This is a genomic window from Collinsella sp. CLA-ER-H6, assembly GCF_040092305.1.
In the GTDB taxonomy this organism is placed as follows: domain Bacteria; phylum Actinomycetota; class Coriobacteriia; order Coriobacteriales; family Coriobacteriaceae; genus Collinsella.
Genome location: NZ_JBBNLS010000003.1, coordinates 117,971 through 142,657 on the forward strand (window position 1 = coordinate 117,971; position 24,687 = coordinate 142,657).

Here is a 24,687-nt window from a genome sequence, read left to right on the forward strand (position 1 = left end):
AATTACGCGTTCGCGAGCGGGCGTACGCTGACCCTGTGCTTGATACCCTTGTGGAACTCAACGGTACCGTCGACCAGCGCGAACAGCGTGTCGTCCTTACCACGGCCAACGTTCTCACCCGGGTGGATGTGCGTGCCGTGCTGACGGACGAGAATCGTGCCCGTGGTTACCGTCTGGCCGGCATAGCGCTTCGTGCCAAGGCGCTGACCGCGGGAGTCACGGCCATTACGGGAGGAACCGAGTCCTTTTTTGTGTGCCATTGTGTATACCTACTCTTTCGTTACGAGTGTAATCTACTCGGCGACGGGAGCCTCGGCAACAGCCTCAGCCTCTGCCTTGACAGCCTTCTTGGCGCGGGAGGTAGCCTGAACCTTCACGATCTTCAGCTTGGTGAGCTGCTGACGGTGACCCTTCAGACGACGATAGCGCTTGCGCTTGTGGAACTTGAAGACCAGCTGCTTCTCGCCCTTGAACTGCTCAACGATCTGAGCGGTAACCTTGGCCTTGGCCAGCTTGTCGGGATCGGTGACGATCTTCTTACCATCGTTGAGGAAGATAACCGGCAGGGTGACCTTGTCGCCCTCATTGCCCTCAATCTTCTCGACGGTGATGACATCGTCGGTGGCGACCTTGTACTGCTTGCCGCCCGTGTTAACGATTGCGTACATGTTTACTTGCCCTTCATGCATCAGTTAGTGCAACAGCCGAATATAGTAGCAGGCGAAAATACCCCCGTCAACGAGTATGTGGAGCAAATCCACAAGTTCGCACAGGTATGGGGCTGACGAGTCGGCCCTCGTCGTCCTCGCATGCTTGATTCTGACGCTCGACATCGTAGGAGCAGATGGTCACGAGGTCTTGCATACCGGTGGAAACAATAGGTGCATCCACGCCCGGGGTCAAGCCCTGCAACAAAACATCAGCAGCAGAAAGCAAAATTTCCGGACGCATGGAGCCCTCGTTGTCGGCATGGGTGTCGAGCATGAGCACCAAATGGTCCGGGCGCTCCCCCGCCGTGAGCTCATAGCCCACGAGCGTGTGATCCAAATCCAAGCGCTTGCTCTTTTTGCCGCGCGCGTAGTCGATGCCGTGGCCCGCGCGCAGCGTGTCGATCGCACGACGCACCTCGTCGGCGCTTACGGGCACCTCGGGATCCAAGTGCAGGTCGATGCGATACGACAGGCGCGTGAGCTGCGCCGTCAAGGCCGGCGTGCGCACGTCGATGTACGCCGCCTCGATGGGCGCCAGATCGGCCGGAGACGCCGCAGCCAGGCGCCCAAACGCCTCGTCGAGCGCCACGAACTCGGTCATAAACAGGTCATACCACTCGCAGGTCGACGACGTACCAACCGGCAGCGCCGAAGAGAAGCCCACGCGCATGTGCGGAGAGAAGCCCTGCGTGACGGCATAGGGAAGTCCCGCACGGCGCACGATGCGCTCAATGGTATGGATTACTTCGAGATGGCCCAGGTACTTAAGGCGATCGCGCTTGCCATAGCGAACACGAAGCCTAAAGAGCGAGGGGTTGTCGGTCAGGCGCTCACTCATGCGCGATCACCCATCAATACATTCTTGGCGTGGAGCGTGGGGCAGATCCCGCAGCCGGTGCACGACGTGCGGGTACAGTCGGGAGTCGTGACGCCCTCGAGCGAGCGACGGTACTCGCGCTCGAGGAAGCCGCGCGTGCAGCCGGGGCTTACGTGCTCCCACGGCAGGCGCCAGTCCAACTCGTAGGGCAGGTGCACGAGCTCATTGAGGTCGATGCCGTTTTTGGCAGCAGCTTCCTTCCAGTTATCGAGCGAGAAATGCTCTACCCAGGCGTCAAAGCGAGAGCCCGAGCGCCAAGCATCGATGATGACGGGCGTCATGTCACGACCGGCGCGGGAAAGCGCGGCCTCGATGAGCGAGGTCTCGGCATCGTGGTAATGCACGCGGACGGCACGGTTGCGAACGCTCGTGATAAGCAGCTTCTGGCGACGCTTGACGTCGTCGTAGTCGAGCTGCGGGCACCACTGGAACGGCGTGGCAGCCTTGGGGATAAAGACCGAAACCGAGATCGACACCGAAATCGAGCCGCGACGAGCCTTGGGCACCACGGAACGACCGAGCTCCAACACGTGATCGGCCAGATTGGCGATGGCCACGATGTCCTCGTCGCGCTCGCCGGGAAGGCCCATCATAAAGTAGAGCTTCATGCGGTTCCAACCGGCCTCGAAGGCCGCCTTGGCCGCACGGTCCAGGTCCTCCTCGGTCACGTTCTTGTTAATGATATCGCGCATGAGCTGGCTGCCGGCCTCGGGCGCGAACGTCAGTCCGCCCTTCTTTTCGCCGGCGACCGACTCGGCCATATCCACGCCAAACGAATCCAGGCGCTGCGACGGAATAGACACGCGAATACCCGTATCCTCCAGGCGACGGTTGAGCCTGCCGAGCACGTCGCGAATGCAGGAGTGGTCGGTCGTGGAGAGCGAGGTCAGCGACACCTCGTCATAGCCGGTCTTTTCCAGACCCTGAATCACCGACGAGACGATCTGGTCGGCCGAGCGCTCGCGCACCGGGCGATACGTCATGCCGGCCTGGCAAAAACGACAGCCGCGGGCGCAGCCGCGCAGGATCTCGATAGACAGGCGGTCGTGGACCAGCTGCGCATAGGGCACACACGACTGCGACAACGGATTCGTGGCGCCGAAATCCTCAACGACGCGCTTGAAGACCACCGTCGGCGCATCCTTGCCTTCACGCGGCACAGTGTAGCCATGCGGCGAGCAGGGCTCGTCGTGACAAACCTCATAGAGCGACGGCACGTAGTTGCCGGCAATGGATGCAAGCTGCTCGACAATCTGCGCGCGCGGGACTCCTTCGTCACGCAGACGGCGATGCAGCTGGCAGGTCTCGAGCAGCGATTCCTCGCCCTCGCCGATGAGGATAACATCGAAGAAGGCCGCGTACGGCTCGGGGTTGTACACCGAGGGGCCGCCGGCGATGATAATGGGGTCGTCCTCGGTGCGGTCGGCCGCCAACAGCGGAATGCCAGCGAGGTCGAGTGCCTCGAGGAAGTTCGTCACCGCCATCTCGTGCGGCACATGCAGACCGACGATATCAAACGAAGCGACCGGCGCTGCACCCTCGAGCGAGAGCAGCGGAATGCCCGCCTCGCGCATAGCGTCACCCATATCGGGCCACGGCACATAGCCACGCTCGCAGGAGATGCCCTCGGCCTGGTTAAGGATGTTGTAGAGGATGGCGATGCCCTGGTTGGGCAGACCGACCTCGTACACATCCGGATAGATCAGGCAGCAACGGTAGTCGGCATCGGCCTTGGAAAGCGTGCCCCACTCGTGATCGATATAGCGACTCGGCTTCTCGACCTTGGCGAGCAACGGCTCGATTAAATGAAAACAATCTTGGTATGCAACGCGCAACGGAAAACCCCTAAGCAGCGAGATCTGATGCGTCCTGATAGGACGCCATAGGACGGGTAGCGCCTGCGACCGTGGTCACCAGATCGTGAACGCGGGAGAACGTGGCAGTGACCACCTCGTTGGCACGGCTGTAGTCGACATCGCGCTCGTAGAGCGAAACGAGCGCACGGCCCATGCCATAGGTGCCCGCGGCAGCAGTGAGCGCCTTGACGGCAAACCCAATATGCGGCGTCTGCTTGACGAGCGCGCGGGTGACCGCGCGGATCACCAAGCCGCCGGCAAGCACGCCCGCGACCTCGTAGCCGCGCTCGGGCTTAATGCCGCGTCCAAAGACGGCAGCGAGCTCAAAGAGCATGCCCACCTGCGCCAGCGCCATAACGGGATAATCGGCGCCCGGCAAAAACACCAGCGCACCGGTCGCCATATTGGTGAGCGCGCACGAGGTGATGATACGATTGGCCGCCGCGATGCGCATGAAGGCAAAGTTCGCCGCAAAGGCCGTTTCCTTGTCGGTGCGATCGAGAATCCAGCGGGCAAGCGTCTCGAGCAGATACGTCTTATCGGTTGCCGCTACCACGCCGAGCATGGGCGTGGACTCCTCGATAAACGGCACCTCCACACCAGACTCGGCAAGCACGCACACGGGCGCACCGGCGATCACGAGCTCCTGCACGGCACTCTCCAAGCGGTCGGAACCACACGAGAGCACCAGTACCACATCGGTATCGGTCTTTGGAGCAATTCGCTCCTCCCCCAGACGCTCGACGCGCACAATGCCCGAGGTCGTCTGCGGCACAAAGGCGTCACGCACCGTCTCGGCCAGAAAGCGCGAGGCGGACGAATCCAGATAGACCGAGACGCGCACCGGCGTATCGGAATCCTTCTTAACGGACGCGCCCATCTTAAAAGCGCGGGTCAGCTTATCTACGGGAATTTTCATAGCAAACCCCTCCAGCGGTTACGCGGCGCCCGAACGATGCCGCCATATGGATTGTACGATACCCACCGTCAGCAGCTGGATCATCATCGAAGACGAACCGAAGCTAATAAACGGTAGCGGAATACCGGTAATCGGCATCATGCCGATGCACATGCCGATGTTTTCGAAGGTCTGGAACGCCCACATGCCAACGATGCCAACACACGAAAGACGCAAAAACAGAGACTCGCACTTAAAGGCAACGCGGATCGTCGAGAAGATGAGCAGCACGTACAAGCACAGCAGCAAAAAGGAGCCGCAGAAGCCAAAGGTCTCGGACAGGAAGGCGAAGACGAAGTCGGTGTGGAACTCAGGCAGAAAGCCGCCGGCCGACTGCGTCGCATGCCCCAGGCCTTTACCAAAGAAGCCGCCCGAGCCAACGGCGATAAGCGACTGCTGCAGGTTGTAGGCATCGTCCGAATCGGCATTATCGGGGTCGATAAAGACCGTCAGACGGTTCATCTGATACTGCTTGATGAGCACATCGTGGCCGAGCAACGAATCAAAGACCGAATCGAGCGCCAGGACGAGGGCCACCAGCCCCACGAGCAGGGCCAAGGTCGACAGCACCCATTCGCGGCGTGCACCGCTCATACAAATGACGATGGCGCCCGAAACCAGCACGACCAGGCCCGAGCCCAGGTCGCCCATGGCAACGACGGCCAAAAATGGAATGGACAGCATGCCGCAGAGCTTGACGTAGTCGCGAACGGTATCGATGCGACCGTTATACTGCGAGCCAAGCGTAGCAATAAAGAAGATGGTGATGAGCTTGGCAAGCTCAACCGGCTGGAATGTCAAGCCGATACCGGGAATCTTGATCCAGCCCGTCATGCCCAGACCGCCCGTATAGGACAGACCCGGAATCTTGGGCGAGAGGATCACGATCAGGTCGATGACGAGCAACGCCGTCGAGAAATTGGAAATACCGCGCAGGTCGGAGCGCCAGACCAGCACCGCCAGCACCGTGCCGATGCCAATTCCCAGCAGATGGCGTGAGAACGAAGCATCGGCCTTAAACTGCGAAGCCGACCAGATAATGATGGCACCGTAGGCGACGAGCGCCACTGTAGCCACGAGCACACCGATATGCACCTTTTGGCGAAACGTGCCGCGCGAAGCCGAAAGTTGTTTGTTGACACGGTCCAGGCTGCTGCGAGAACCGGTCTTGGTTGAACGGAACAGATCCGCCGGAGAAAAATCCATCGCAACCTCCTATCGAACCGAAGAATCGCCCGAGGCCGAAGAGGTATCGGGCTCGTCATAAATCACGCCGAGCACGTCGCGCACGACATGCATCGCGGTATCTGAGCCACCGCCGCCCTGCTCCAGGACGGTAGCGATGACATACTTGGGGTCATCGGCCGGTGCATAGGCGCAGAACCACGCGTATTCGTCCTCGCCGCTTTTCTCGCCCGTGCCCGACTTGCCGTATACCTGCGGCGTCAGGGTGCCAAAGTGCGCCGCCAGGGACGTCGATGCCGTGTAAATCACGTCGTGCATGCCGTTGCGAACAAGAGCCAAATCCGAATCGCTGTTGATCTTGGCCACCAAGCGCTTCTTCTTGCCCTTGCCGTTGTACTTATAGGCATCGCCGTCGCCATCGCGCGACACGGCAGACAAAAACACGTGAGGCACGTACTGTTTGCCGCCGTTGGCAAGACCCATATAGGCACACGCCATCTGCAGGGGCGTCACCAGAATGTCACCCTGACCGATAGCAATGTTGGTCATATCGCCGGCATTCCACTTGCGGTCCTCGGCAGAGGCGTCGGTGAAGTACGACTCTTTCCACTCGGCATCGGGAATACGGCCCGCGCCCTCACTCGGCAGATCGATACCGCAGGTCTTGCCTAGACCCCAGCGACGAAAGACCTCCTGCAGGCCCTCGGGATGTTGCTCGTCATAAAAGAACGCCTTGCCCATGTCGTAGAAGACAGGGTCGCACGAGTTGGCGATACCCGACTGCAGCGTCATGGTGCCGTGGCCAGACGTCAGCCAGCAGCGCTTGCCCCAAGCCTTGCCCAGGCCCGTCCAATAGCCCGTGCAGTTGGTTGTCTGCGTTGAAGTGTAGGTTCCAAACTCAAGACCGGCCAGTGCCGAGAGCGGTTTGATGGTCGAGGCCGACATGTACTGTCCGCTAATGGCGCGGTTGAGCAGCGGGTGCGAACCCTTGTCATCATTGAGCTCGGTCCACACGTCATTTGAGACGCCGCCGATAAAGACGGACGGATCGAACTTGGGCTGGCTCGCCATGCCCAGGATCTCGCCATTGTTGGGATCGAGACACACTACAGCGCCGTTGCCGGCATTGCTGTAGCCAGTGGTCTTGGCAAGCTCGATAGCGCTCGCCAGCGCCGTCTCGCAGGCCTGTTGGATCTTAAGGTCGAGCGTGAGCTTAATGTCAGAGCCGGCCTTCGCGGGCACGGCGCCGGCCTGACCGGTCACATTGCCCGAGGCATCGACCTTGACGGTCTGCTCGCCACGAATACCCTGCAGCAGGTTTTCGTAGTAGCTTTCAACGCCCGCCTGGCCCACGATATCGCCCGACTGGTACGTAATCTTGCCAGCAGAAGCATCATCATCGCCAGAGGTTTTCTTATTCTGGGCCTCGAGCTGCTCGGACGTAATGGTGCCGGTATAGCCCAAGATATGGCATGCCGTCTCGCCATATGGATACTGGCGCTCGGTACGCTCGGCAATCTTGACGCCCGGGAACTCGCCGGCATGTTCCTGAATATAGGCAACCGTGGAGCGACGGACGTCCGTCGCGATGGTATGCAGGCTCTGAGCGCCCTCTGTATTGTCCTGAATATTGCGAAGGACCGCCACGTAAGGCATTCCAAGCACGTTGGCAAGATGGCGAACCAGAACCTCATCCTCGGCAAGATCGCGGTAGGCCACGACAGCAAGTGAGGGACGGTTCTGGACAAGCGCCACGCCATTGCGGTCGAGGATGCGGCCGCGCACAGCGGGAGTGGTAACGGTGCGAGTCTGATTGCTATTAGCCTGCTTCTCGTAATAGTCCGACGAGACCATCTGCATGCCCCACAGCTTGACGGCGAGCGCCGCAAACATCGCGCCCACACCCGTGGTGAGGATGGAAAAGCGGCCCTTAAAGGCGGTCGCCGCGGTATTGCCCTCGCCCTCGGTGGCGCGCGGGGCCGTTCCATGCTGCGTATCGTAGGTAAAACGGGAATCGCCACGACGCATGATGACCAGCGCGACCACGATGGCCACAACCAGCACGATACCGGCGATAATAACCGTCAACTGGGAAGACATCTACGGGCCTCCCCTATTTGAGCTTGCGGGTCTTGGGCTTAAAGCGCATACCCGTCTGGCGTCCGCCACGTGCGGAGAATCCATAGCCGGACTGCGGCACGACGCCGGACATCAAAAACGGAATGGCAACCAGACCCGTCAGGATCGAGGACGGCAGCGCATGGCCGAAGATCGCCACAACAAAGCTCGTCTCCAAACCCATAAACAGCAAGATGATGCTGTAGATCACATTAATGACGAGCGCAAAGGCGCCCACGGTGACGCCGCGCGCACTCGGGGTACCGCCCGTCTGACCGACAGCGCTGTGCACCAGGGCAAAAGAACCCACGGTCAGCAGGAGCGACATAACGCCCACCGGCACGGCAGCGGACAGGTCATAGAACAACCCGCTGCAAAAACCGCACACGACGGCACGGGTCGGGTCGCCCGAGAACACGCTTAGGCACACCAAGATAATCATGAAGTTGACGCGACCGCCCGCAATGGAGATCTGCGGTGCCAGGCCTGCCTGCAGCAGCACGCACACGATGGCGGCAATCACAAACGTGCGGGAGCTCATCCCCTGCTCGTGTAGATCCATGGACATGCCCCCTATTCGCTCGAGCCGGAATCGGTCGTCTCGGACGTGTCGGAACTGTCATCCGAGCCCTCGTCCTTCGTCTTGGTCGCAGCATCGCGCGACGTTCCCTGCGGCGCGCTGTTGGCCGTGCTCACGTCCTCATCCGAGGCCGACTGTTCGTCGGTCAGCGAGGTAATGACCAGCACTTCCTCGTTGTTCTCGGCCGTGGTCTGAGCGCGCACCACAATGGTGTAGTACACGTCGTTTGCCGATTTCTCAACCGACGAGACGGTGCCAAGCGGAAGGCCCTTGGGGAACACGCCACCGATGCCAGAGGTCACGATGATATCGCCAACCTTAACATCGGAGTCGACGCTCACGTACTCAAGACGCAGCGTGCCGTCAGCCTGACCCTGCAGCATACCCTGGGCGCGCGTGTCCTGCACCATGGCGGACACGCCCGAGTTCTCGTCGCCAATCAGGCGCACGGTAGAGGTCTTGGCCGATACCTCGATAATCTGGCCGATAACACCGGCAGAACTCGTCACGGGCATGTTGATGGTAAGGCCGTCGGCAGAGCCCTTGTCGATGGTAACGGTCGAAGTCCAGGCATCGCCGGAGGCACCGACAATACGAGCAGCGGTCGATTTGAGGTTATAGGTCGACTGCAGGCCGACCAGCCCTTCCAGACGCTCAGCAGTCTTTTGAGCCTCGGAGAGCTCGGCAACCTTAGAGGTCAGCTCCTCATTTTGCTTCTTGAGCTCGTCGAGCGTGTCCTGCGACGCCGTAAGGTTAGAGAACACGTTGCCGATCGCATTGAAGGGAGCCGCCACAGCCGAACCCACAAAGCGCACCGGCGAGGTAATCGTCGTTACGCCCGAACGCACGGCATGAATCGGTCCTGCCTCGCCCTCGCGGATGTAAAACGTGAGCAGCAACACCGAAATCAGGCTGAAAACAATCAACGGGCGCATACCCGTTGATTGTCGCTTGGTATTCAGATTTGTGGAGAAACCCGAAGATCGTGCCAAATGGAATCCACCTTTTGGAAATTAAGCATTGGTCTGGACGAAGCCGCCATCAAACGCATTGGCCTCGAGCACGCGGGCGCAGCCGTTAACGACGTTATCGAGCGCCGTGGGGCTGACGTTGACCGAAACACCGGTCTCATCGCGCAGGCGCACGTCGAGACCACGTAGCAGCGCGCCACCACCGGTCAGCAAAATGCCGTAGTACATAAGGTCCGAGGCAAGATCGGGCGGCGTGGCATCGAGTGCGTCCTTGACGGCCTTGGCCATCTCGTCGAGCGGCTTGTTGAGCGCGCGACGAATCTCCTCGCTCTCAATGCGCACGGTCTTGGGCAGACCGGTAATCACGTCGCGGCCGTTGACCTCGACGTCGAGCTCGTCCTTGAGCGGCACGGCGGAGCCGACCTTGATCTTGATGTCCTCTGCCGTACGCTCGCCGATGGCCAAGTTGTAGGCATCACGAACGTGCGTGAGGATGGCCTGATCGAACTCGTCGCCGGCAATACGGATGGACTGCGAGACAACGATGCCGCCCATAGCGATAACAGCAACCTCGGTGGTACCGCCACCGATGTCGATGACCATGGAGCCGGTGGGTTCCTCGACGGGCAGGTCGGCGCCGATAGCGGCGGCCATGGGCTCCTCGATCAAGTAGGCCTGGCGGGCACCGGCCTGGATCGTGGCCTCAAATACGGCACGCTTCTCGACCGACGTGACGCCGGAGGGAACGCAGACGACAACGCGCGGACGCGGGGTCCACGGATAGCGCTTCTCGGAAGCCTTGTCGATAAAGTAGCGAAGCATGGCCTCGGTAACATCGAAGTCGGCGATGACGCCGTCCTTCAGGGGACGAACGGCCACGATGTTGCCGGGCGTACGGCCGAGCATGCGCTTTGCCTCGATACCGACCGCCAGGATGCGCTCGTCGTTCTTGTCGATGGCGACAACAGAGGGCTCGCGAATGACGATGCCCTTGCCGCGCACGGAGACAAGCGTATTTGCGGTACCGAGGTCGATGGCAAGATCGCCCGCATAGCTACCGAAGAACATATCCATCAAAGAAAACAACGCAACTCCTGATGTGTTGGATGATTGCTGGAAAACTACTAGCTCATCATACTAGCGCAAGCCCGGCACCTCACTTGCGGTGAAGCGCCGGGCAAAGCTAAATCCCATAAGGTCACTACTGGTTGTCAGCAGCCGAGAAATCCATATCGAGCGAGGAAACGGCCCAGCCGATATGGTTGTCGGAGCGCACGAATTTGACGGTGTACTCCTGCTCGCCGCCCTTGGACAGCGATGCTTTCACCTTAGCGGTCGTCTCGGTCATGGACTGATCCATGCCCTCGACGGACACGGTGGCACCCTGCGGAATCGAGGAGATGATCATCGACTTAGCGTCCTCGGACAGGCTCGAGGCCAGGCAAGACTCAGCCTTTGCGGTGTCACCGTCGCCGGCAGCCTGGAACAGATCGGAAACGACAGACTCCTGGGACGGGAAACCGAAGCCGCGCGTGTAGGCAAAGCCCAGACCGCCCGCGGCGATCAAAATGAGCAGAAGCAGCACGATGAAGACTTTGAGACCCGTGTGGCGATGGCGACGACGGACCTTGGCCTGCTTACGATCCTGACGGTCCTGCTGGACCATCTCGGACTCGGACAGCGTAAAGAAGCCGGTGTCCGAGGGATCGGGCATAAACTGACCGGTCGCGCCCGTAGGATCGAGCGGATCGACGGCAGGAGCGTCCATCGCGGGCGCCGGAGCCGTGGCCATAGCCGTCTGGGCAGACAGCGCGGCAAGCGAATCGTGCACGCGGGCAAGCTCGTCGGCCTGCTCGGAGGTAAGCTGGTAGATGCCATCGGCAGTAGCGGCGTTAAAGGCGTCGAGTGCGTCGGAGGGACGGCCGGCGGCAGAAAGCGCCTGACCCATGCCGGCGTTGAGCGCACGCGTGTCGTCGCGGGGGCCGGCAAAGTCGATAGCCGTGCGGTAGGTCTCCACGGCATCCGCCGGACGGCCGAGCTTAATGAAGCAACGACCAAGCTCGCCGAGCGCGGCGGCAGGAGCCGGATTGGCGCCGTCGATGGCAGCCTGACGGAAGGCAGTACCCGCGTTGGCATAGTCGCCCGACTGGAACAGCGCATTACCCAGGCCCAGATAGGCCTTGAACGGCGTGGCATAGGAAGCATCCTGCGTAGCAGCAGAGAACGCCTGGGCGGCCGTCGTGTAGTCGCCCACGGCGGCGAGCGCCTTGCCGCGGTTGGTGAGCAGCGCGCCGCGCTTGCCATAGGTGCCGTCGTTGAGGGCGGCGGCATAGGCCTCGGCGGCCTCGGCATACATGCCCAGGTGCATCAAGGCGTTGCCACGAAGGTGATCGGCCTCGCCCATAATCTCATCGGGAGTTTTTGCCGCCCCAAGCATCTGGGCTGCAGCGGAAAAATCACCCGCGCGGTAGGCGGCGCGGCCCTGTTGGATCAGCTGGCTATTCAAGGAAGTCCCCTTTACTCGTGAACGATCTCGACATGGACGATCTCGTCGCCGGCACGCAGCTGCGAAATCACATCGAGACCCTCGACCGTGGTACCAAAGACGGTGTAACCGGAATCGAGGTTATGCTGGGCGCCCAGGCAGAAGTAGAACTGCGAACCCGCGGAATCGGGGTCCATGGAGCGTGCCATGGCAAGGGCACCATCGACATGGCTGTTGCGCGGATTGGTGGCAAACTCGCCCTTGATGCAGTAGCCAGGGCCACCGGTACCGGGCATGCCGTCGGGGCCCTCAAGACCGGCAGCGACGTCGGCGCCGGACATATCGCGGGTATTGGGGTCGCCGCCCTGAATGACAAAACCGGGCACATAGCGATGGAACTTAAGGCCATCATAGAAACCCATCGTGGAAAGCTCGCAGAAGTTCGCGACATGAATGGGAGCGCCCTCGCCGTCAAACTTGACCTTGATGGTACCCTTCGACGTCTCGATAACGGCGCACTCGTCGCCGGCAAGCTGATACTCGGGCGTGTAGAGCTCTTTCTTAAAACCAAACATGTGGTTCCTTCCTCGTGCGTTTAAAGCATATTTGTACGAATTGTAGCAATAAGCATGCGCTTACATCAATTGCGCACGTAGGTTATGCCGGCTATGGCGAACTAATTTTAGGAACGCTGCTGCGGCTTCCAGGAACCCACATTGGCGTCGTACTGATTCAGCGCGCTGTTGCCGCCCTGTGCGATGGGCGCCAGGATCTCGCTTTGGTGGGAACTCATCGACTCGCCATCGGGAATGGCCAGCGAGATGTCCCAGCTCTGGCAGATCACGTCGACGCGCTCGTACATCCACTCGGCAAGCTGCTTTAAGTGGGCGATGTCGTCCGCATAGACCGTATCGTCCTGATACTTAAGGTTGTTAAGCTCATCTTGCGTCTTTTTGATCTGGTCGCGCAGGGCGTAGGCACTCTGCGACAGCTCCTGACGGGTAGACAGCGGCGTTCGAAGATAGCCGTTGTTAAAAGAATCGATGACCTCGCCGATCTGGTCCTCGTCACCGTAGGACACGACGGTCTGATACAGACCGTCGAGCCTGGTATAGAGCTGATCATCAGTCAGCACGGTTTCTTCCTGGACCACCTCGGCAGAATCGTCCTGCTTGGTATCGTCCACAGTCGCCTCGCCCTTTTGGCGCGTGGGGAAGGTGGTCTGCGCAGCCTGGCCAAACTGGTCATAGAAGCCAGGCATGACACCCATGGGATCGGCCGTCACGAACCAATAGGCACCGCCGCAAAGGACGGCAAGGACCGCGATGACGATGAGCGGCTTGGGGATATGACGCTTGTGCTTGTGATAGGCGTCCTCGTCGGGATGCACCTTGCGCTTGGGTTTTTGAGCATCGTCATGCAGGGAAACGGGCGTGGGAATATCGACCTTGGGAATACCGAAATCCTTATCGAAAGCCGGCAGCACGCAGGTCTCATTGGGGTCGGCGGCGTCCGAAAGCACCGCAGCGGCAGAGGCCGGCGCATGAGGCACCTCGGTATCGATCTGCTCTTGCGTTAGGCGCGGAAAGCCCGCCGTGCGGCCCGCTGCCAGGTCGGATGCGGCCGCGTCCTCGGAGAGGATACCCGGAGCGGGGCGTCCGCATTTGGGGCACGTACGATCATGTGGAGAAAGACGGGCACCGCAGCCCTCACAGAACACGAACTCGGTGTGCTCGGGACCATCGCCCGGACCCACATAGGCGTTGCAGTAGGGGCAGAACGAGGCGCCGTCCTCGATAGTCTTAAGGCAATGCGGGCAGATCACGGCATCCTCTTTTCGAAGCAATTCAAACAATCGAGGTTAGAGCATAACATCGCCACGGCCCCACAGGAACAAGGCACCAATTCAACATCGCCAGGGCGCGTAGCTACTTCTTCTTTTTGCTTGGCATCGAGACTTTGATGCCTTGGGCGGACTTGGTCACGCGAGAGCGCTTGGCTCCGGTACTCTTCTTTTTCTTGGGCTGGGCCTGGGCCACGCCCTCAAGTGCGCGGGCCTCGGCCTCGCGAGCGGTGCGATCTTCGCGGCGCTGCGCCATGTCGGCGGCGACGCGCTTGGCAAAACGCTCGGCCGTCGAACCCGTCGAGCTCACCTTGCCGCCACCGCGACCCAGGTGAACGCGCACACCACGGCCAAAACCAGTTGCGGCATGACGACGACGCGGCTTGAGCGAATCCATCATCGTGGCGAGCTTAAAGAACACCGAGCAGGTAAAGATCACGATGACAGCCAAGATAACCATCTGGCCTATCGACAGGTTGGCAATAGACAGCAGCTCCGGGAATCCGATAACGCCCACCAGGATGCCGGCGACTACAAACACAAAAAGCACCACACGTAAGGGCGTGAGAGGCTGCGAGATGCGCCAGATCAGGCTGACGCTCGCCGCGCACGACGTAAGCAGGCACATCGTAGACAGCGTGAGCTGGCTAAAGCCAAACACGCGCGCCACAAAGATATCGAGCGCCGCAGCCAAAATGACTGCAATCGACGCCGGCAGCGCACGCTTGAGTACGTTAGTCAAAAATGACCCCTTCACGCGAGCATTGTTGGGCTCCAAACCCAGCACAAAGCCCGGCGCGCCGATGCAGAAGAAGTTGATGAGTGTCATCTGGATGGGCTCGAAGGGGTACGGCGGCAGTGCAATGCACAGCGCCGCCAGGCCCATCGAGAACAGCGTCTTGGTCAGGAACAGCGAGGCCGAACGCTGCAGGTTGTTGATGGAGCGACGGCCCTCGGCCACCACGGCGGGCATCGAGGCAAAGTCGTTGTCGACGAGTACGATCTCGGCCACGTTACGTGCGGCATCGGAGCCAGCCGCCATGGCCACGGAGCAGTCGGCCTCCTTGAGCGCCAGCACGTCGTTGACGCCGTCGCCCGTCATGGCCACGGTGTGCTCGCGGCGCTTGAGCGCCTGCACGAGCTCGCGCTTCTGCTGCGGGGTCACACGACCAAAGACATGGTAGCGGTCCACTGCGGCATCGAGCTTGGCCGGCGTATCGAGCGTCGTGGCGTCCACATAAGCGTCCGCCCCCGGCACGCCCACCACGCGCGCGATCGACGACACTGTACGCGGGTCGTCGCCGCTGATCACGTTGAGGGTCACGCCCTGCTCGTTAAAGTAGCCGATGGTCTCGGCCGCCGAGGTACGAATCTCGTCGCGGATGGTCACAAAGCCCACGGGCTCGGCCTCGCCCACCATATCGCCATCGGGCGTAAAGCCGTCCACGCGCGCCACCACGAGCACGCGGCAGGTATCGGCAAGCTCGGCGACACGGTTCTCGACCTGGGCAAAAACACGATCAGAGAGCACAAACTGCGCCGCGCCCATCACATAGGAGCCCTGCGCAAACGAAGCGCCACTCCATTTTTTAGACGACGAGAATGGAATGACCGACAGCGGCTCAGACACCTCGACCGGACGATCGGCGTAATAGTTGAGCAGCGCCTGGCAGGTCTCGTTGGCATCGGCCGAAGTCGCACGCGCCACGTTAGCCAGCGCAAAATCGAGCACCGTGGTATCGACGGGAACAGCTGCCTCATCCGAGCCGGCGCCTAGGCTCACGCCCTCAACCGGCAGCGGATACGTGCCCTCGACCTCCATGCGGCCCGACGTGATGGTGCCCGTCTTGTCCAGGCACAGCACGTCGACGCGAGCGAGCGTCTCGATGCAGTAAAGCTGCTGTGCCAGCACCTTGCGGCGGGCCAGGCGCACCGTGGCGATGGCGAGCACCGACGAGGTCAGCAGTACCAGGCCTTGGGGGATCATGCCCAGCAGGGCGCCCACCGTGGACAGCAGCGCCGACGAAGGCACATGACCAGCCAACAACTCGGAGAAGCACCACGAAAGCGCGCTATCACCCGGGGTTCCCGCGGCATCCCACAGCTCGCTCACACTCGAAGCAAACAACGCCAAACCGAGCGGGATCATGATGATGCTCGCAAAGCGCACGATGGCGTTAAGCGCGTTCATGATCTCGGAATTAACCTTTTTGACGTATTTGGCCTCGTTATTGATCTTAGCCACGTAGTTGTCGGCGCCGACATGGATCACGCGGGCGCGCAGCAGGCCCGAGTCGATAAAGCTGCCGCTCATGAGCTCGGAACCGGGCTGTTTCTTGATAAGGTCGCTCTCGCCCGTCAGCAAGCTCTCGTTCACGAGCGCCTCGCCCGAAACCACCACGGCATCAGCGGGAATCTGGTCGCCACGCCCCAAGCGGATGATGTCGTCGAGCACGATCTGGTCCAGGTCGAGCTCCACCTCGGCGCCGTCGCGCACCGCGATGGCCTTCTTGGAGGTCAGCAGCGTGAGCTTATCGACCATCTTCTTGGAACGCATGGACTGAATGACGCCAATAGCGGTATTGAGGAACACCACGAACAGGAACGTCAGATTCTTAAACGAACCGGTCAAAATGACCAGGAACGCCAAGATCACGTTGATCAAATTGAACAGCGTGCAGAGGTTCTCGATGATGAGCTCTTTGACCGACTTGGTCTTGAGCTCCATGTTGCGGTTGATCTTACCGGCGGCGATGCGCTCCTCGACCTCGGCGGTCGAGAGTCCGCGCTCGATATCCGTTGCTGCCATACCACGTCCCATCACGTCGCGTCGGTATAAGAAAAACCGCCCGGACCATGCGAGGTTCGGACGGTCTTACGTTCGATGGTGCCCCATGTTGGATTCGAACCAACGGCCTTCTGCTCCGGAGGCAGACGCTCTAATCCCCTGAGCTAATAGGGCCAACGTTTGGCATTATACCCAAGTGCACCACGGGCTAACAAAAGAAAAGAAAAAGCTTTGCAATTCCGTGGGAGACGAGGCGCAACGGCCCACTTTAGAAGGCAAAAGCGAGTCAGATAGTATAAACTCACATGCACCATATACACGGCTCGCGATGCGGGCCGTTTTTGCAAAAGTTATCCATCGAGGTGAGAGGCACACCATGATTGCAATTTTAAAGCAGAGCGCCAGCGACGAGGCCGTAAGCCATATCGTCAGCTGGATTGAGAAAAAGGGTCTGAAGACCGATGTCTCGCGCGGCGAGAACGAGACGATTATCGGCCTGGTGGGCGATACGACCAAGATCGACCCGTTCCTGCTCGAGTCCATGGATGTCGTCGAGCGCGTGCAGCGCGTCTCCGAGCCGTTCAAGCGCGCCAACCGCAAGTTCCACCCCGAGGACTCCGTCATCGACTGCGGCCACGGCGTCAAGATCGGCGGCGACCAGTTCCAAGTCATCGCCGGCCCCTGCTCCGTCGAGGGCGAGAACCTCATCCGCATCGCACGCCGCGTGAAGGCCGCCGGCGCCACGATGCTGCGCGGTGGCGCTTACAAGCCCCGCACCTCCCCCTACGCCTACCAGGGCATGGGCCCCGCCGGCCTCGACCTGCTGTGCGAGGCGTCTGCCGAGCTCGACATGCCGATCGTCACCGAGATCATGGACCCGCGCGACGTGCAGGTCTTCTTGGACAAGAAGATCGACGTCATGCAGATCGGCGCCCGCAACGCCCAGAACTTCCCCCTGCTCAAGGAGGTCGGCAAGACCCAGACCCCGATCCTGCTCAAGCGCGGCATGTCCGGCACGATCGACGAGCTGCTTATGGCAGCCGAGTACATCATGAGCGAGGGCAACGACAACGTCATCCTGTGCGAGCGCGGCATCCGCACCTTCGAGACCCGCACCCGCAACACCTTCGACCTCAACGCCGTGCCGGTGCTGCACCACCTGTCGCACCTGCCCGTCGTCGCCGACCCCAGCCACGCCACCGGCTACACCCGCTACGTTGAGCCCATGGCGCTCGCGGCGACCGCCTGCGGTGCCAACGGCCTGGAGATCGAGGTCCACGACGAGCCGAGCCGTGCCTGGTCCGACGGCGCCCAGGCCCTCACCCCCGATCAGTTCGACGACACCATGCGCCGCATCCGAGCAATCCGCGAAGTTGTCTGCCAAGAGACCATGGAGTAGCCCATGGGTACGGTGAGAAACGCGCGTGTTAACCAGGGCGGCCCCAAGTGCGCCGGTATCGTGGGCCTGGGCCTCATCGGCGGAAGCTTTGCCCGCGGCTATGCGCAGGCGGGCGTCCGCGTGCTGGCCTGGGACCCCGATGACGACGTCATGACGGCCGCCAGCATGGGCACTGTCGCCGGAGAGCTCAACGACAAGACACTCGGCGAATGCGACATCATCGTCCTGGCTTGCTACCCCGAGGCCTGCATCGAGTGGCTCGAGGAGCATGCCCAGGCACTCGCCGACGCCACCGACACCGAGGCCATTATGGGCCCCGTGGTGATCGACACGGTGGGCGTCAAGGGTATCGTGTGCGAGCGCGCCTTTGAGCTTGCCCGCGAGCACGGCTTTTACTTTGTGGGCGCGCACCCCATGGCGGGCACGCAGTACTCGGGCTATGCGCACTCCCGCGCCGACCTGTTCCAGGGCGCGCCGCTCGTGCTCGTGCCGCCCGCGGTGGACGATGCACTCAAACTGGAGCTTTTGGGCCAGGTGCGCGAGATGGTGCGCCCCTTGGGCTTTGGCAAGTTCAGCGTGACCAGCGCCGCCGAGCACGACCGCGTCATCGCCTTCACGAGCCAACTTGCGCACGTGGTGTCCAACGCCTACGTAAAGAGCCCGACCGCCCAGGTCCACCACGGTTTTTCGGCCGGTAGCTACCGCGATCTCACCCGCGTGGCGCACCTCAACCCGCAAATGTGGTCCGAGCTCATGATCGACGACGCCGACGCGCTTGCCTTCGAGATCGACCACCTGATCGACTCGCTTGGCGCCTACAGCCGTGCGCTCAAGAACCGCGACCAGCGCTATCTGGAGAATCTCCTTGCCGAGGGCGACCGCATTAAGCGCGCACTCGACGACGAGGCCTCCCACTAGACCACCTATCACGCCAGGTCGAAAGGACCGAAGCTTATGGCGATTACCATCGATATCGACACTGCACGCCCCTACCAGGTGCATGTTGGCACGTTTTTGCTGGAGCAGGCGGGACCGCTCGTGCGCGCCACTGCCGGCGGCGCCAAGGCCGTCATCGTAACGGACACCAACGTGGGCCCGCTCTACCAGATGCCCGTTAAGCAGAGCCTGGAGGCGTCTGGCTACGAGGTAAGCATCTGCACCTTCGAGGCCGGCGAGGCCCATAAGCGCGCCGAAACCTATGTTGCCATTTTGGAGTTTGTGGCCGAGCACGAGCTTTCGCGCTCCGACGTGATCGTGGCACTCGGCGGCGGCGTCGTGGGCGACGTGGCGGGCTTTGTGGCCGCCACCTACATGCGCGGCTGTAAGTTTGTGCAGATCCCGACGAGCCTGCTCGCCATGGTGGATTCGTCGGTGGGCGGCAAGACCGCCATCGACCTGGCTGCCGGCAAGAACTTGGCCGGCGCCTTTTGGCAGCCGAGCGTGGTTATCGCCGACGTGGGGTGCCTAGCCACCCTCACGCCCGAGCAGTTCGCCGACGGCTGCGGCGAGGTCGTCAAGCACGCCGTGATCGCCGACCCGGAGCTTTTCGCCGAGCTGGAGAAGACCCCGCTCACGCTGGAGCTGCTCAACCGCGATGTGGCGCGCGTAGCGCTCATCATCGCCCGCAATATCGACATCAAGCGCGCCGTGGTCGTTGCCGACGAGCGCGAGACCAACCAGCGCAAGCTCCTCAACTTTGGACACAGCGCCGGACACGCCGTCGAGGCCTGCGAGCACTTTGAGCTCGGACACGGCAACTGCGTGTCGATCGGCATGGGCATCATCACGCGCGCCGCGGCCCTGCACGGCATTTGCGATGCTGCACTGCCCGGTCGTATCGAGGAGCTCTGCGCCCGCCATGGCCTCAAGACCCGCTGCGACCTAGATGCCGATGCCGTTTTTGCCGAGGCGCTCCACGACAAGAAGCGCGCGGGCGACACCATCGACCTGGTGATTCCGCACGGCATCGGCCGCTGCAGCATCGACCGCACGCCGCTTTCCACTTTCCACGAACTCATTGCCGAGGGCCTCGGCCAGAAGGGAGACGCATTCGCATGCTAGCCCGCATCACCCCGTCCCCGCTTAAGGGCACCGTTCCCGCCATCGCGTCCAAGTCGATGGCGCATCGCCTCATCATCTGCGCTGCGCTTGCCAACGGCGAGACGCACGTTACCTGCAACACTACCTGCGCCGACATCGAGGCCACGGTACGTTGCCTTACGGCCCTGGGCGCTCGCATCGAGACCGTCGAGGACGGCTTCCAGGTCCATCCCACTATGAAGAGTATTGAGTTTGGCCTGCTCAAGGCACTTGCCGGCGGAACGCTTGACTGCGGCGAAAGCGGCTCCACGCTGCGCTTTATGCTGCCCGTCGCCTGCGCGCTGGGCGCAGAAACAACTTTTGTGGGTCAGGGACGCTTGGGCGCCCGTCCGCTGTCCCCGCTCTCGGACGAGATCATCGCCGCCGGCTGCGACCTGCAGGGTCTGGGCGGTTTTCCGCTCAAGACAAGCGGCCGCATGCGCCCGGGCACCTTTGTGCTGCCGGGCAACGTGAGCTCGCAGTATATCTCGGGCCTGCTGTTGGCAGCCCCGCTGCTGGCCAAGCCCTCCTGCGTGCAGGTGACCGGCCTCATCGAGAGCCGCCCCTACATCAACCTGACGATCCAGGCCATGAAGGCCTTTGGCGTCGAGGTCAACGTCGAGCGCATTCCGGCCAAGGACGGCCAGCCCGAGGTCACGAACTTCCGCGTGAGCAGCGGCTCGTACCGTACGCCCGGCAGCGTAGCCGTCGAGGGCGACTGGTCCAACGCCGCCTTTTGGCTGTGTGCCGGTGCCATCGGCACCGACCCCATCACCGTCGAGGGTGTGTCCCTGAGCTCCGCACAGGGCGACCGCAATGTGCTTGCCGCGCTTTCGCGCTTTGGCGCCCGCATCGTGCGCTCCACCAACGCCGCCACCGTGCAGTCCGACAAGCTCGCTGGCTTTGAGATGAGTGCCCACGACATTCCAGACCTGGTGCCCGTCATCTCGGCCGTGGCATCGCTGGCACAGGGCCGCACCTTTATCCGCGATTGTGCCCGCCTGCGCATCAAGGAATCCGACCGCCTGGCCACCACCACCCGCGAGCTCACCGCGCTGGGCGCACAAGTGCGCATTGCCGGTGACGACCTCATCATCAAGGGCGTCGATGCCTTTACCGGCGGCGAGGTCGATTCGCACAACGACCACCGCATCGCCATGATGGCCGCCATCGCCGCGAGCCGTGCCACCGGCGAGGTCGTGATCCACGGCGCCGAGGCCGTCAACAAGTCCTATCCCGATTTCTTCGACCACTACCGCCTGCTGGGCGGCAAAGTCACACTCGAGGAGGAATAGCATGTCCTCGACCTTTGGCAACGTCTTGCATCTGAGCATCTTCGGCCAATCGCACTCCCCCGCTATCGGCTGCTCGCTCGATGGCATCCCGGCGGGCATCGCCGTGGACCAGGAGAAGCTGCAGGCCTTCCTCGACCGTCGCGCCCCCGGTCGCGACGAGACCGCGACCAAACGCCGCGAGGCCGACGCCGCCCACATCATCGCCGGTGTTGTCGATGGACATACCACCGGCGCGCCCATCGCCGCGATTATCGAGAACACCAACACGCGCTCCAATGATTACTCCGAGCTGCGCCGCAAGCCCCGTCCCGGACATGCGGACTTCCCTGCGCGCGTGAAGTATCACAACATGCACGATGTCGCTGGTGGCGGGCATTTTTCCGGCCGCCTAACGGCACCCCTGTGCATCGCCGGCGGCATTGCGCTGCAGGCACTTAAGGCCCGCGGCATTCAGGTCATGGCACACGTCGCGCAAATCGGCGGCATCTCCGACCTGCCGATGGACGATATGGTCTATCGCGAGGCCGACCGCAAGGCGATCCTTACGAACGATCTGCCGTGCATTGACGCCGCCGCAGCCGGCCGCATGCGCGAGGAGATCCTAGCCGCGCGCGACGAACTCGACAGCATCGGCGGCATCGTGGAGTGCGGCATTTACGGGCTTCCCGCGGGCATCGGCGACCCCATGTTCGACGGCATCGAGAACCGCATCGCGCAAATCGCGTTTGGCATTCCCGCCGTAAAGGGCGTGGAGTTTGGCATGGGCTTTGCCGTGGCCGCCATGCGCGGCAGCGAGAACAATGACCCATATCGAATCGACGCCGAGACCGGCGAAATCGAGGTCGAGTCCAACAACGCCGGCGGCATCTTGGGCGGCATCTCCACCGGCGCGCCCGTCATGTGGCGCATGGCCGTAAAGCCGACGCCCTCGATTGGCCGCGAGCAGCAGACCGTGGACATGGACGCCATGGAAAATGTCGAACTCTCGGTCCACGGTCGTCACGATCCCTGCATCGTCCCCCGAGCCGTCCCCGTTGCCGAAGCAGCCGCGGCGCTCGCCATCTGGGACGCCCTCCTCGAGGACGCCGCCCAGCGCTAACCCGCCCACCCCGGGCAATGATTCACGAAAGGGGTCCCTATGGACCTTGCTGACATCCGCCAGGCCATCGATGGCATCGACACCACGCTCCTCAACAGTTTTATCGAGCGCATGGACATTGCCACCGAGGTCGCCAAGTCAAAAATCGAGATGGGCAAGGCCGTCTTCGACCCCGCCCGCGAGCGCTCCAAACTCAACAACCTCGCCAGTCGCGCGCCCGAGCGCTACGAGGCGCAGACCATCACCCTGTTCCGTCTCCTCATGAGCATGAGCAAGGCCGAGCAGCAGCGCTACATCAACGAACTCAAGGGCATCACTGTCTCGCAAAAGGCCCACGCCACGGCTGCAGCCTCCGACACGGCCTTCCCTCAAACGGCCACCGTTGCCTGTCAGGGCGTGGAAGGAGCCTATAGCCAGATCGCCGCGTGCAAACTCTTCGACGTGCCCGACATCGCGTTTTTCGAGACCTTCGAAGGCGTTATGCGCGCTGTGCGCGACGGCTTCTGCGAGTTTGGCGTGCTGCCCATCGAGAACTCCACCGCCGGCTCGGTCAACGCCGTCTACGACCTGCTCGCCCAGTTCGACTTCCACATCGTGCGCTCGCTTCGCCTCAAGATCGACCACAACTTGCTCGTCAAGCCCGGCACCAAGCTCGCCGACGTGCGCGAGGTCTACAGCCACGGCCAAGCCATTGCCCAGTGTGCCGGCTTTATCGAGTCCCACGACCTGCACGCCACCAAGTACCCAAACACGGCCATGTCGGCCGAGATGGTCGCCAACTCCGAGCGCACCGACGTCGCCGCCATCGCCTCGCGCAGCTGTGCCACGCTGTATGGCCTCGAGGTGCTGGAGCCCAATATCCAAGACTCGGACAACAACTACACGCGCTTTGTCGTCATCGGCCGCGAGCCGCGCGTCTACCCCGGCGCTAATCGCACCTCGCTCATGATCACCACGGCCAACGAGCCGGGCGCGCTCTATCGCGTACTCGAGCGCTTCTATGCGCTCAATATCAACCTCATCAAGCTCGAGAGCCGCCCCATCCCCGGGCACGACTTTGAGTTTATGTTCTACTTTGACCTGGACTGCCCCTTTGGCAGCAAGGCCCTCGACGACCTGCTCGATTCCATCGACGACGTGTGCGAGAGCTTCACCTACTTTGGCAGCTACACGGAGGTGCTCTAGATGACCGATACCGCCGCAACCCGCCCCTACGGCGTGCTGGGCCGTGTGCTGGGCCACAGCTACACCCCGACCATCTACAAAGAGCTCGCTGGGCTCGAGTACGTGCGTTTTGAGCGCGAGCCCGAGGACCTCACGGCCTTTATGACGGGCGACGAGTGGGAGGGCACCAACGTGACCATCCCCTACAAGCGCGCCGTCATGGAATATCTTGACGAGCTGAGTCCGCTGGCCGAACGCATGGGCAACGTCAACACCATCACGCGCCTGCCCGACGGCCGCCTGCGCGGCGACAACACCGACTACTTTGGTTTTCAGTGCCTGGTCGAGGAGCTGGGGGTTGAGGTTGCCGGCAAGAAGGCTCTCGTGCTCGGAGCCACCGGCGGCGCCGGCACCACGGCAAGTATGGTGCTGGGAGACCTGGGCGCCATTGTCGTGCCCGTCGGCCGCACGAGCGAGGTCAATTACGACAACATCTCCCAGCAGTCCGATGCAACGTTACTCGTCAACTGCACGCCCGCCGGCATGTTCCCCCACTGCCCCGACGCGCCTTGCACGCTCGAAGGGCTCGATGCGCTCGAAGGCGTTATCGACATTGTCTACAACCCCGCCCGCACGGGACTCATGCTCGAGGCCGAGCGCCGCGGCATCCCTTGCATCGGCGGTCTGCTGATGCTCGTGGCCCAAGCGGCACAGGCCGTCGAGCGCTATACCGGCCAAGCCACCCCGCGCGAGCGCATCCTGGACGTAACGGAGCGCCTGTCGCGCCGTGAGCAGAACATCGCCCTGATTGGCATGCCAGGCTCGGGCAAGACCCGCGTGGGCGAGCAGATCGCTCAGCTCACGGGCCGCGAGCACATCGACCTGGATCGCGCGCTTGAGGAGCGTCTAGGCATGCCCTGCGCCGACTATATCGTCGAGCGCGGCGAGGCGACCTTCCGCGAGCAGGAGACGGCGGCGCTGGCCGACATCTCCAAGCGCAGCGGCCTGGTGCTCTCCACCGGTGGCGGCGTGGTCACACGCGACGAGAACTATCCGCTGCTGCACCAGAACAGCCAGATCGTGATGCTCAACCGCAAGCTCGACGAGCTCGCCCACAAGGGCCGCCCCATCACCGCGCGCGACGGCATCGACAAGCTGGCCGAGCAGCGTATGCCGCGCTACCGCGCCTGGGCCGACTACATCATCGACTCACGCGACTGCGCCGCCAACACCGCCCAGGCCCTCCTCGACACCCTCCCACCCGCTCTCTAACCAAAACC

General features: G+C 62.1%; 21 protein-coding genes and 1 tRNA gene. 7 read left to right on the forward strand and 15 right to left on the reverse strand.

Translation table 11 applies throughout. The annotated features are described in order from the left end of the window. Positions 1-2 precede the first annotated feature (2 nt). The 15 genes from rpmA to AAAX77_RS02200 all read right to left on the reverse strand — a co-directional run bounded on the left by rpmA (position 3) and on the right by AAAX77_RS02200 (position 16,545). A complete protein-coding gene (rpmA, locus tag AAAX77_RS02130) occupies positions 3-260 on the reverse strand; it encodes a 50S ribosomal protein L27 (protein WP_006236075.1) in 258 nt (85 codons plus the stop codon). A 33-nt stretch (positions 261-293) separates the two neighbouring features. Further along, positions 294-668 carry a 50S ribosomal protein L21 gene (gene rplU / locus AAAX77_RS02135; RefSeq protein WP_035138585.1) on the reverse strand — a complete coding sequence of 125 codons (375 nt, stop codon included), beginning with the start codon at positions 666-668 and terminating at the stop codon, positions 294-296. A 67-nt stretch (positions 669-735) separates the two neighbouring features. Then, entirely contained in the window at positions 736-1,548 is an 813-nt protein-coding gene (locus tag AAAX77_RS02140) for a TIGR03936 family radical SAM-associated protein (protein WP_349104563.1), read from the reverse strand. Further along, complete coding sequence (locus AAAX77_RS02145) at positions 1,545-3,422, reverse strand: TIGR03960 family B12-binding radical SAM protein (RefSeq protein ID WP_349104564.1); 1,878 nt, start codon at positions 3,420-3,422, stop codon at positions 1,545-1,547. Before AAAX77_RS02145 ends, AAAX77_RS02140 begins: the two co-directional genes overlap by 4 nt. A 10-nt stretch (positions 3,423-3,432) precedes the next feature. Continuing rightward, positions 3,433-4,362, reverse strand: coding sequence for a hypothetical protein (locus AAAX77_RS02150; protein ID WP_349104565.1), 930 nt, complete (start codon positions 4,360-4,362; stop codon positions 3,433-3,435). A gap of 18 nt (positions 4,363-4,380) precedes the next feature. Then, the gene (locus tag AAAX77_RS02155) at positions 4,381-5,607 is read right to left on the reverse strand and encodes an FtsW/RodA/SpoVE family cell cycle protein (protein ID WP_006236069.1); all 1,227 of its coding nucleotides are present in this window, start codon (positions 5,605-5,607) and stop codon (positions 4,381-4,383) included. 9 nt (positions 5,608-5,616) lie between these two features. Next, positions 5,617-7,686 (reverse strand): penicillin-binding protein 2, encoded by a 2,070-nt coding sequence (gene mrdA, locus AAAX77_RS02160; RefSeq protein ID WP_349104566.1) that lies wholly within the window; start codon positions 7,684-7,686, stop codon positions 5,617-5,619. 13 nt (positions 7,687-7,699) lie between these two features. Continuing rightward, positions 7,700-8,266, reverse strand: coding sequence for a rod shape-determining protein MreD (locus AAAX77_RS02165; RefSeq protein WP_022094761.1), 567 nt, complete (start codon positions 8,264-8,266; stop codon positions 7,700-7,702). An 11-nt stretch (positions 8,267-8,277) separates the two neighbouring features. Then, entirely contained in the window at positions 8,278-9,219 is a 942-nt protein-coding gene (mreC, locus tag AAAX77_RS02170; protein ID WP_349104590.1) for a rod shape-determining protein MreC, read from the reverse strand. A 78-nt stretch (positions 9,220-9,297) separates the two neighbouring features. After that, complete coding sequence (locus AAAX77_RS02175; protein ID WP_006236061.1) at positions 9,298-10,329, reverse strand: rod shape-determining protein; 1,032 nt, start codon at positions 10,327-10,329, stop codon at positions 9,298-9,300. Between the two features lie 127 nt (positions 10,330-10,456). Beyond that, the gene (locus AAAX77_RS02180) at positions 10,457-11,761 is read right to left on the reverse strand and encodes a tetratricopeptide repeat protein (protein ID WP_349104568.1); all 1,305 of its coding nucleotides are present in this window, start codon (positions 11,759-11,761) and stop codon (positions 10,457-10,459) included. Positions 11,762-11,772: 11 nt separating this feature from the next. Next, positions 11,773-12,315: a peptidylprolyl isomerase gene (locus tag AAAX77_RS02185; RefSeq protein WP_006236059.1), complete on the reverse strand. Its 543-nt coding sequence runs from the start codon at positions 12,313-12,315 to the stop codon at positions 11,773-11,775. Between the two features lie 107 nt (positions 12,316-12,422). After that, entirely contained in the window at positions 12,423-13,565 is a 1,143-nt protein-coding gene (locus AAAX77_RS02190) for a zinc ribbon domain-containing protein (RefSeq protein WP_349104569.1), read from the reverse strand. Positions 13,566-13,668: 103 nt separating this feature from the next. Continuing rightward, complete coding sequence (locus AAAX77_RS02195; protein WP_349104570.1) at positions 13,669-16,392, reverse strand: HAD-IC family P-type ATPase; 2,724 nt, start codon at positions 16,390-16,392, stop codon at positions 13,669-13,671. Positions 16,393-16,468: 76 nt separating this feature from the next. After that, positions 16,469-16,545 (reverse strand) — tRNA-Arg (locus AAAX77_RS02200). Positions 16,546-16,747: 202 nt separating this feature from the next. Here AAAX77_RS02200 and aroF point away from each other — a divergent pair. The 7 genes from aroF to AAAX77_RS02235 are packed head-to-tail and all read left to right on the forward strand — an operon-like array spanning position 16,748 to position 24,679. Beyond that, positions 16,748-17,770, forward strand: coding sequence for a 3-deoxy-7-phosphoheptulonate synthase (aroF, locus tag AAAX77_RS02205; RefSeq protein ID WP_022094767.1), 1,023 nt, complete (start codon positions 16,748-16,750; stop codon positions 17,768-17,770). A gap of 3 nt (positions 17,771-17,773) precedes the next feature. Continuing rightward, positions 17,774-18,688: a prephenate dehydrogenase/arogenate dehydrogenase family protein gene (locus tag AAAX77_RS02210; protein WP_349104571.1), complete on the forward strand. Its 915-nt coding sequence runs from the start codon at positions 17,774-17,776 to the stop codon at positions 18,686-18,688. Between the two features lie 36 nt (positions 18,689-18,724). Then, positions 18,725-19,831 carry a 3-dehydroquinate synthase gene (gene aroB / locus AAAX77_RS02215; protein WP_260698862.1) on the forward strand — a complete coding sequence of 369 codons (1,107 nt, stop codon included), beginning with the start codon at positions 18,725-18,727 and terminating at the stop codon, positions 19,829-19,831. Then, a complete protein-coding gene (gene aroA / locus AAAX77_RS02220; RefSeq protein ID WP_349104573.1) occupies positions 19,825-21,144 on the forward strand; it encodes a 3-phosphoshikimate 1-carboxyvinyltransferase in 1,320 nt (439 codons plus the stop codon). Before aroB ends, aroA begins: the two co-directional genes overlap by 7 nt. A gap of 1 nt (position 21,145) precedes the next feature. Beyond that, entirely contained in the window at positions 21,146-22,243 is a 1,098-nt protein-coding gene (aroC, locus tag AAAX77_RS02225) for a chorismate synthase (RefSeq protein WP_349104575.1), read from the forward strand. A 39-nt stretch (positions 22,244-22,282) separates the two neighbouring features. Beyond that, entirely contained in the window at positions 22,283-23,428 is a 1,146-nt protein-coding gene (pheA, locus tag AAAX77_RS02230) for a prephenate dehydratase (RefSeq protein WP_349104576.1), read from the forward strand. Beyond that, entirely contained in the window at positions 23,429-24,679 is a 1,251-nt protein-coding gene (locus AAAX77_RS02235; protein WP_349104577.1) for a shikimate kinase, read from the forward strand. Positions 24,680-24,687 lie beyond the last annotated feature (8 nt).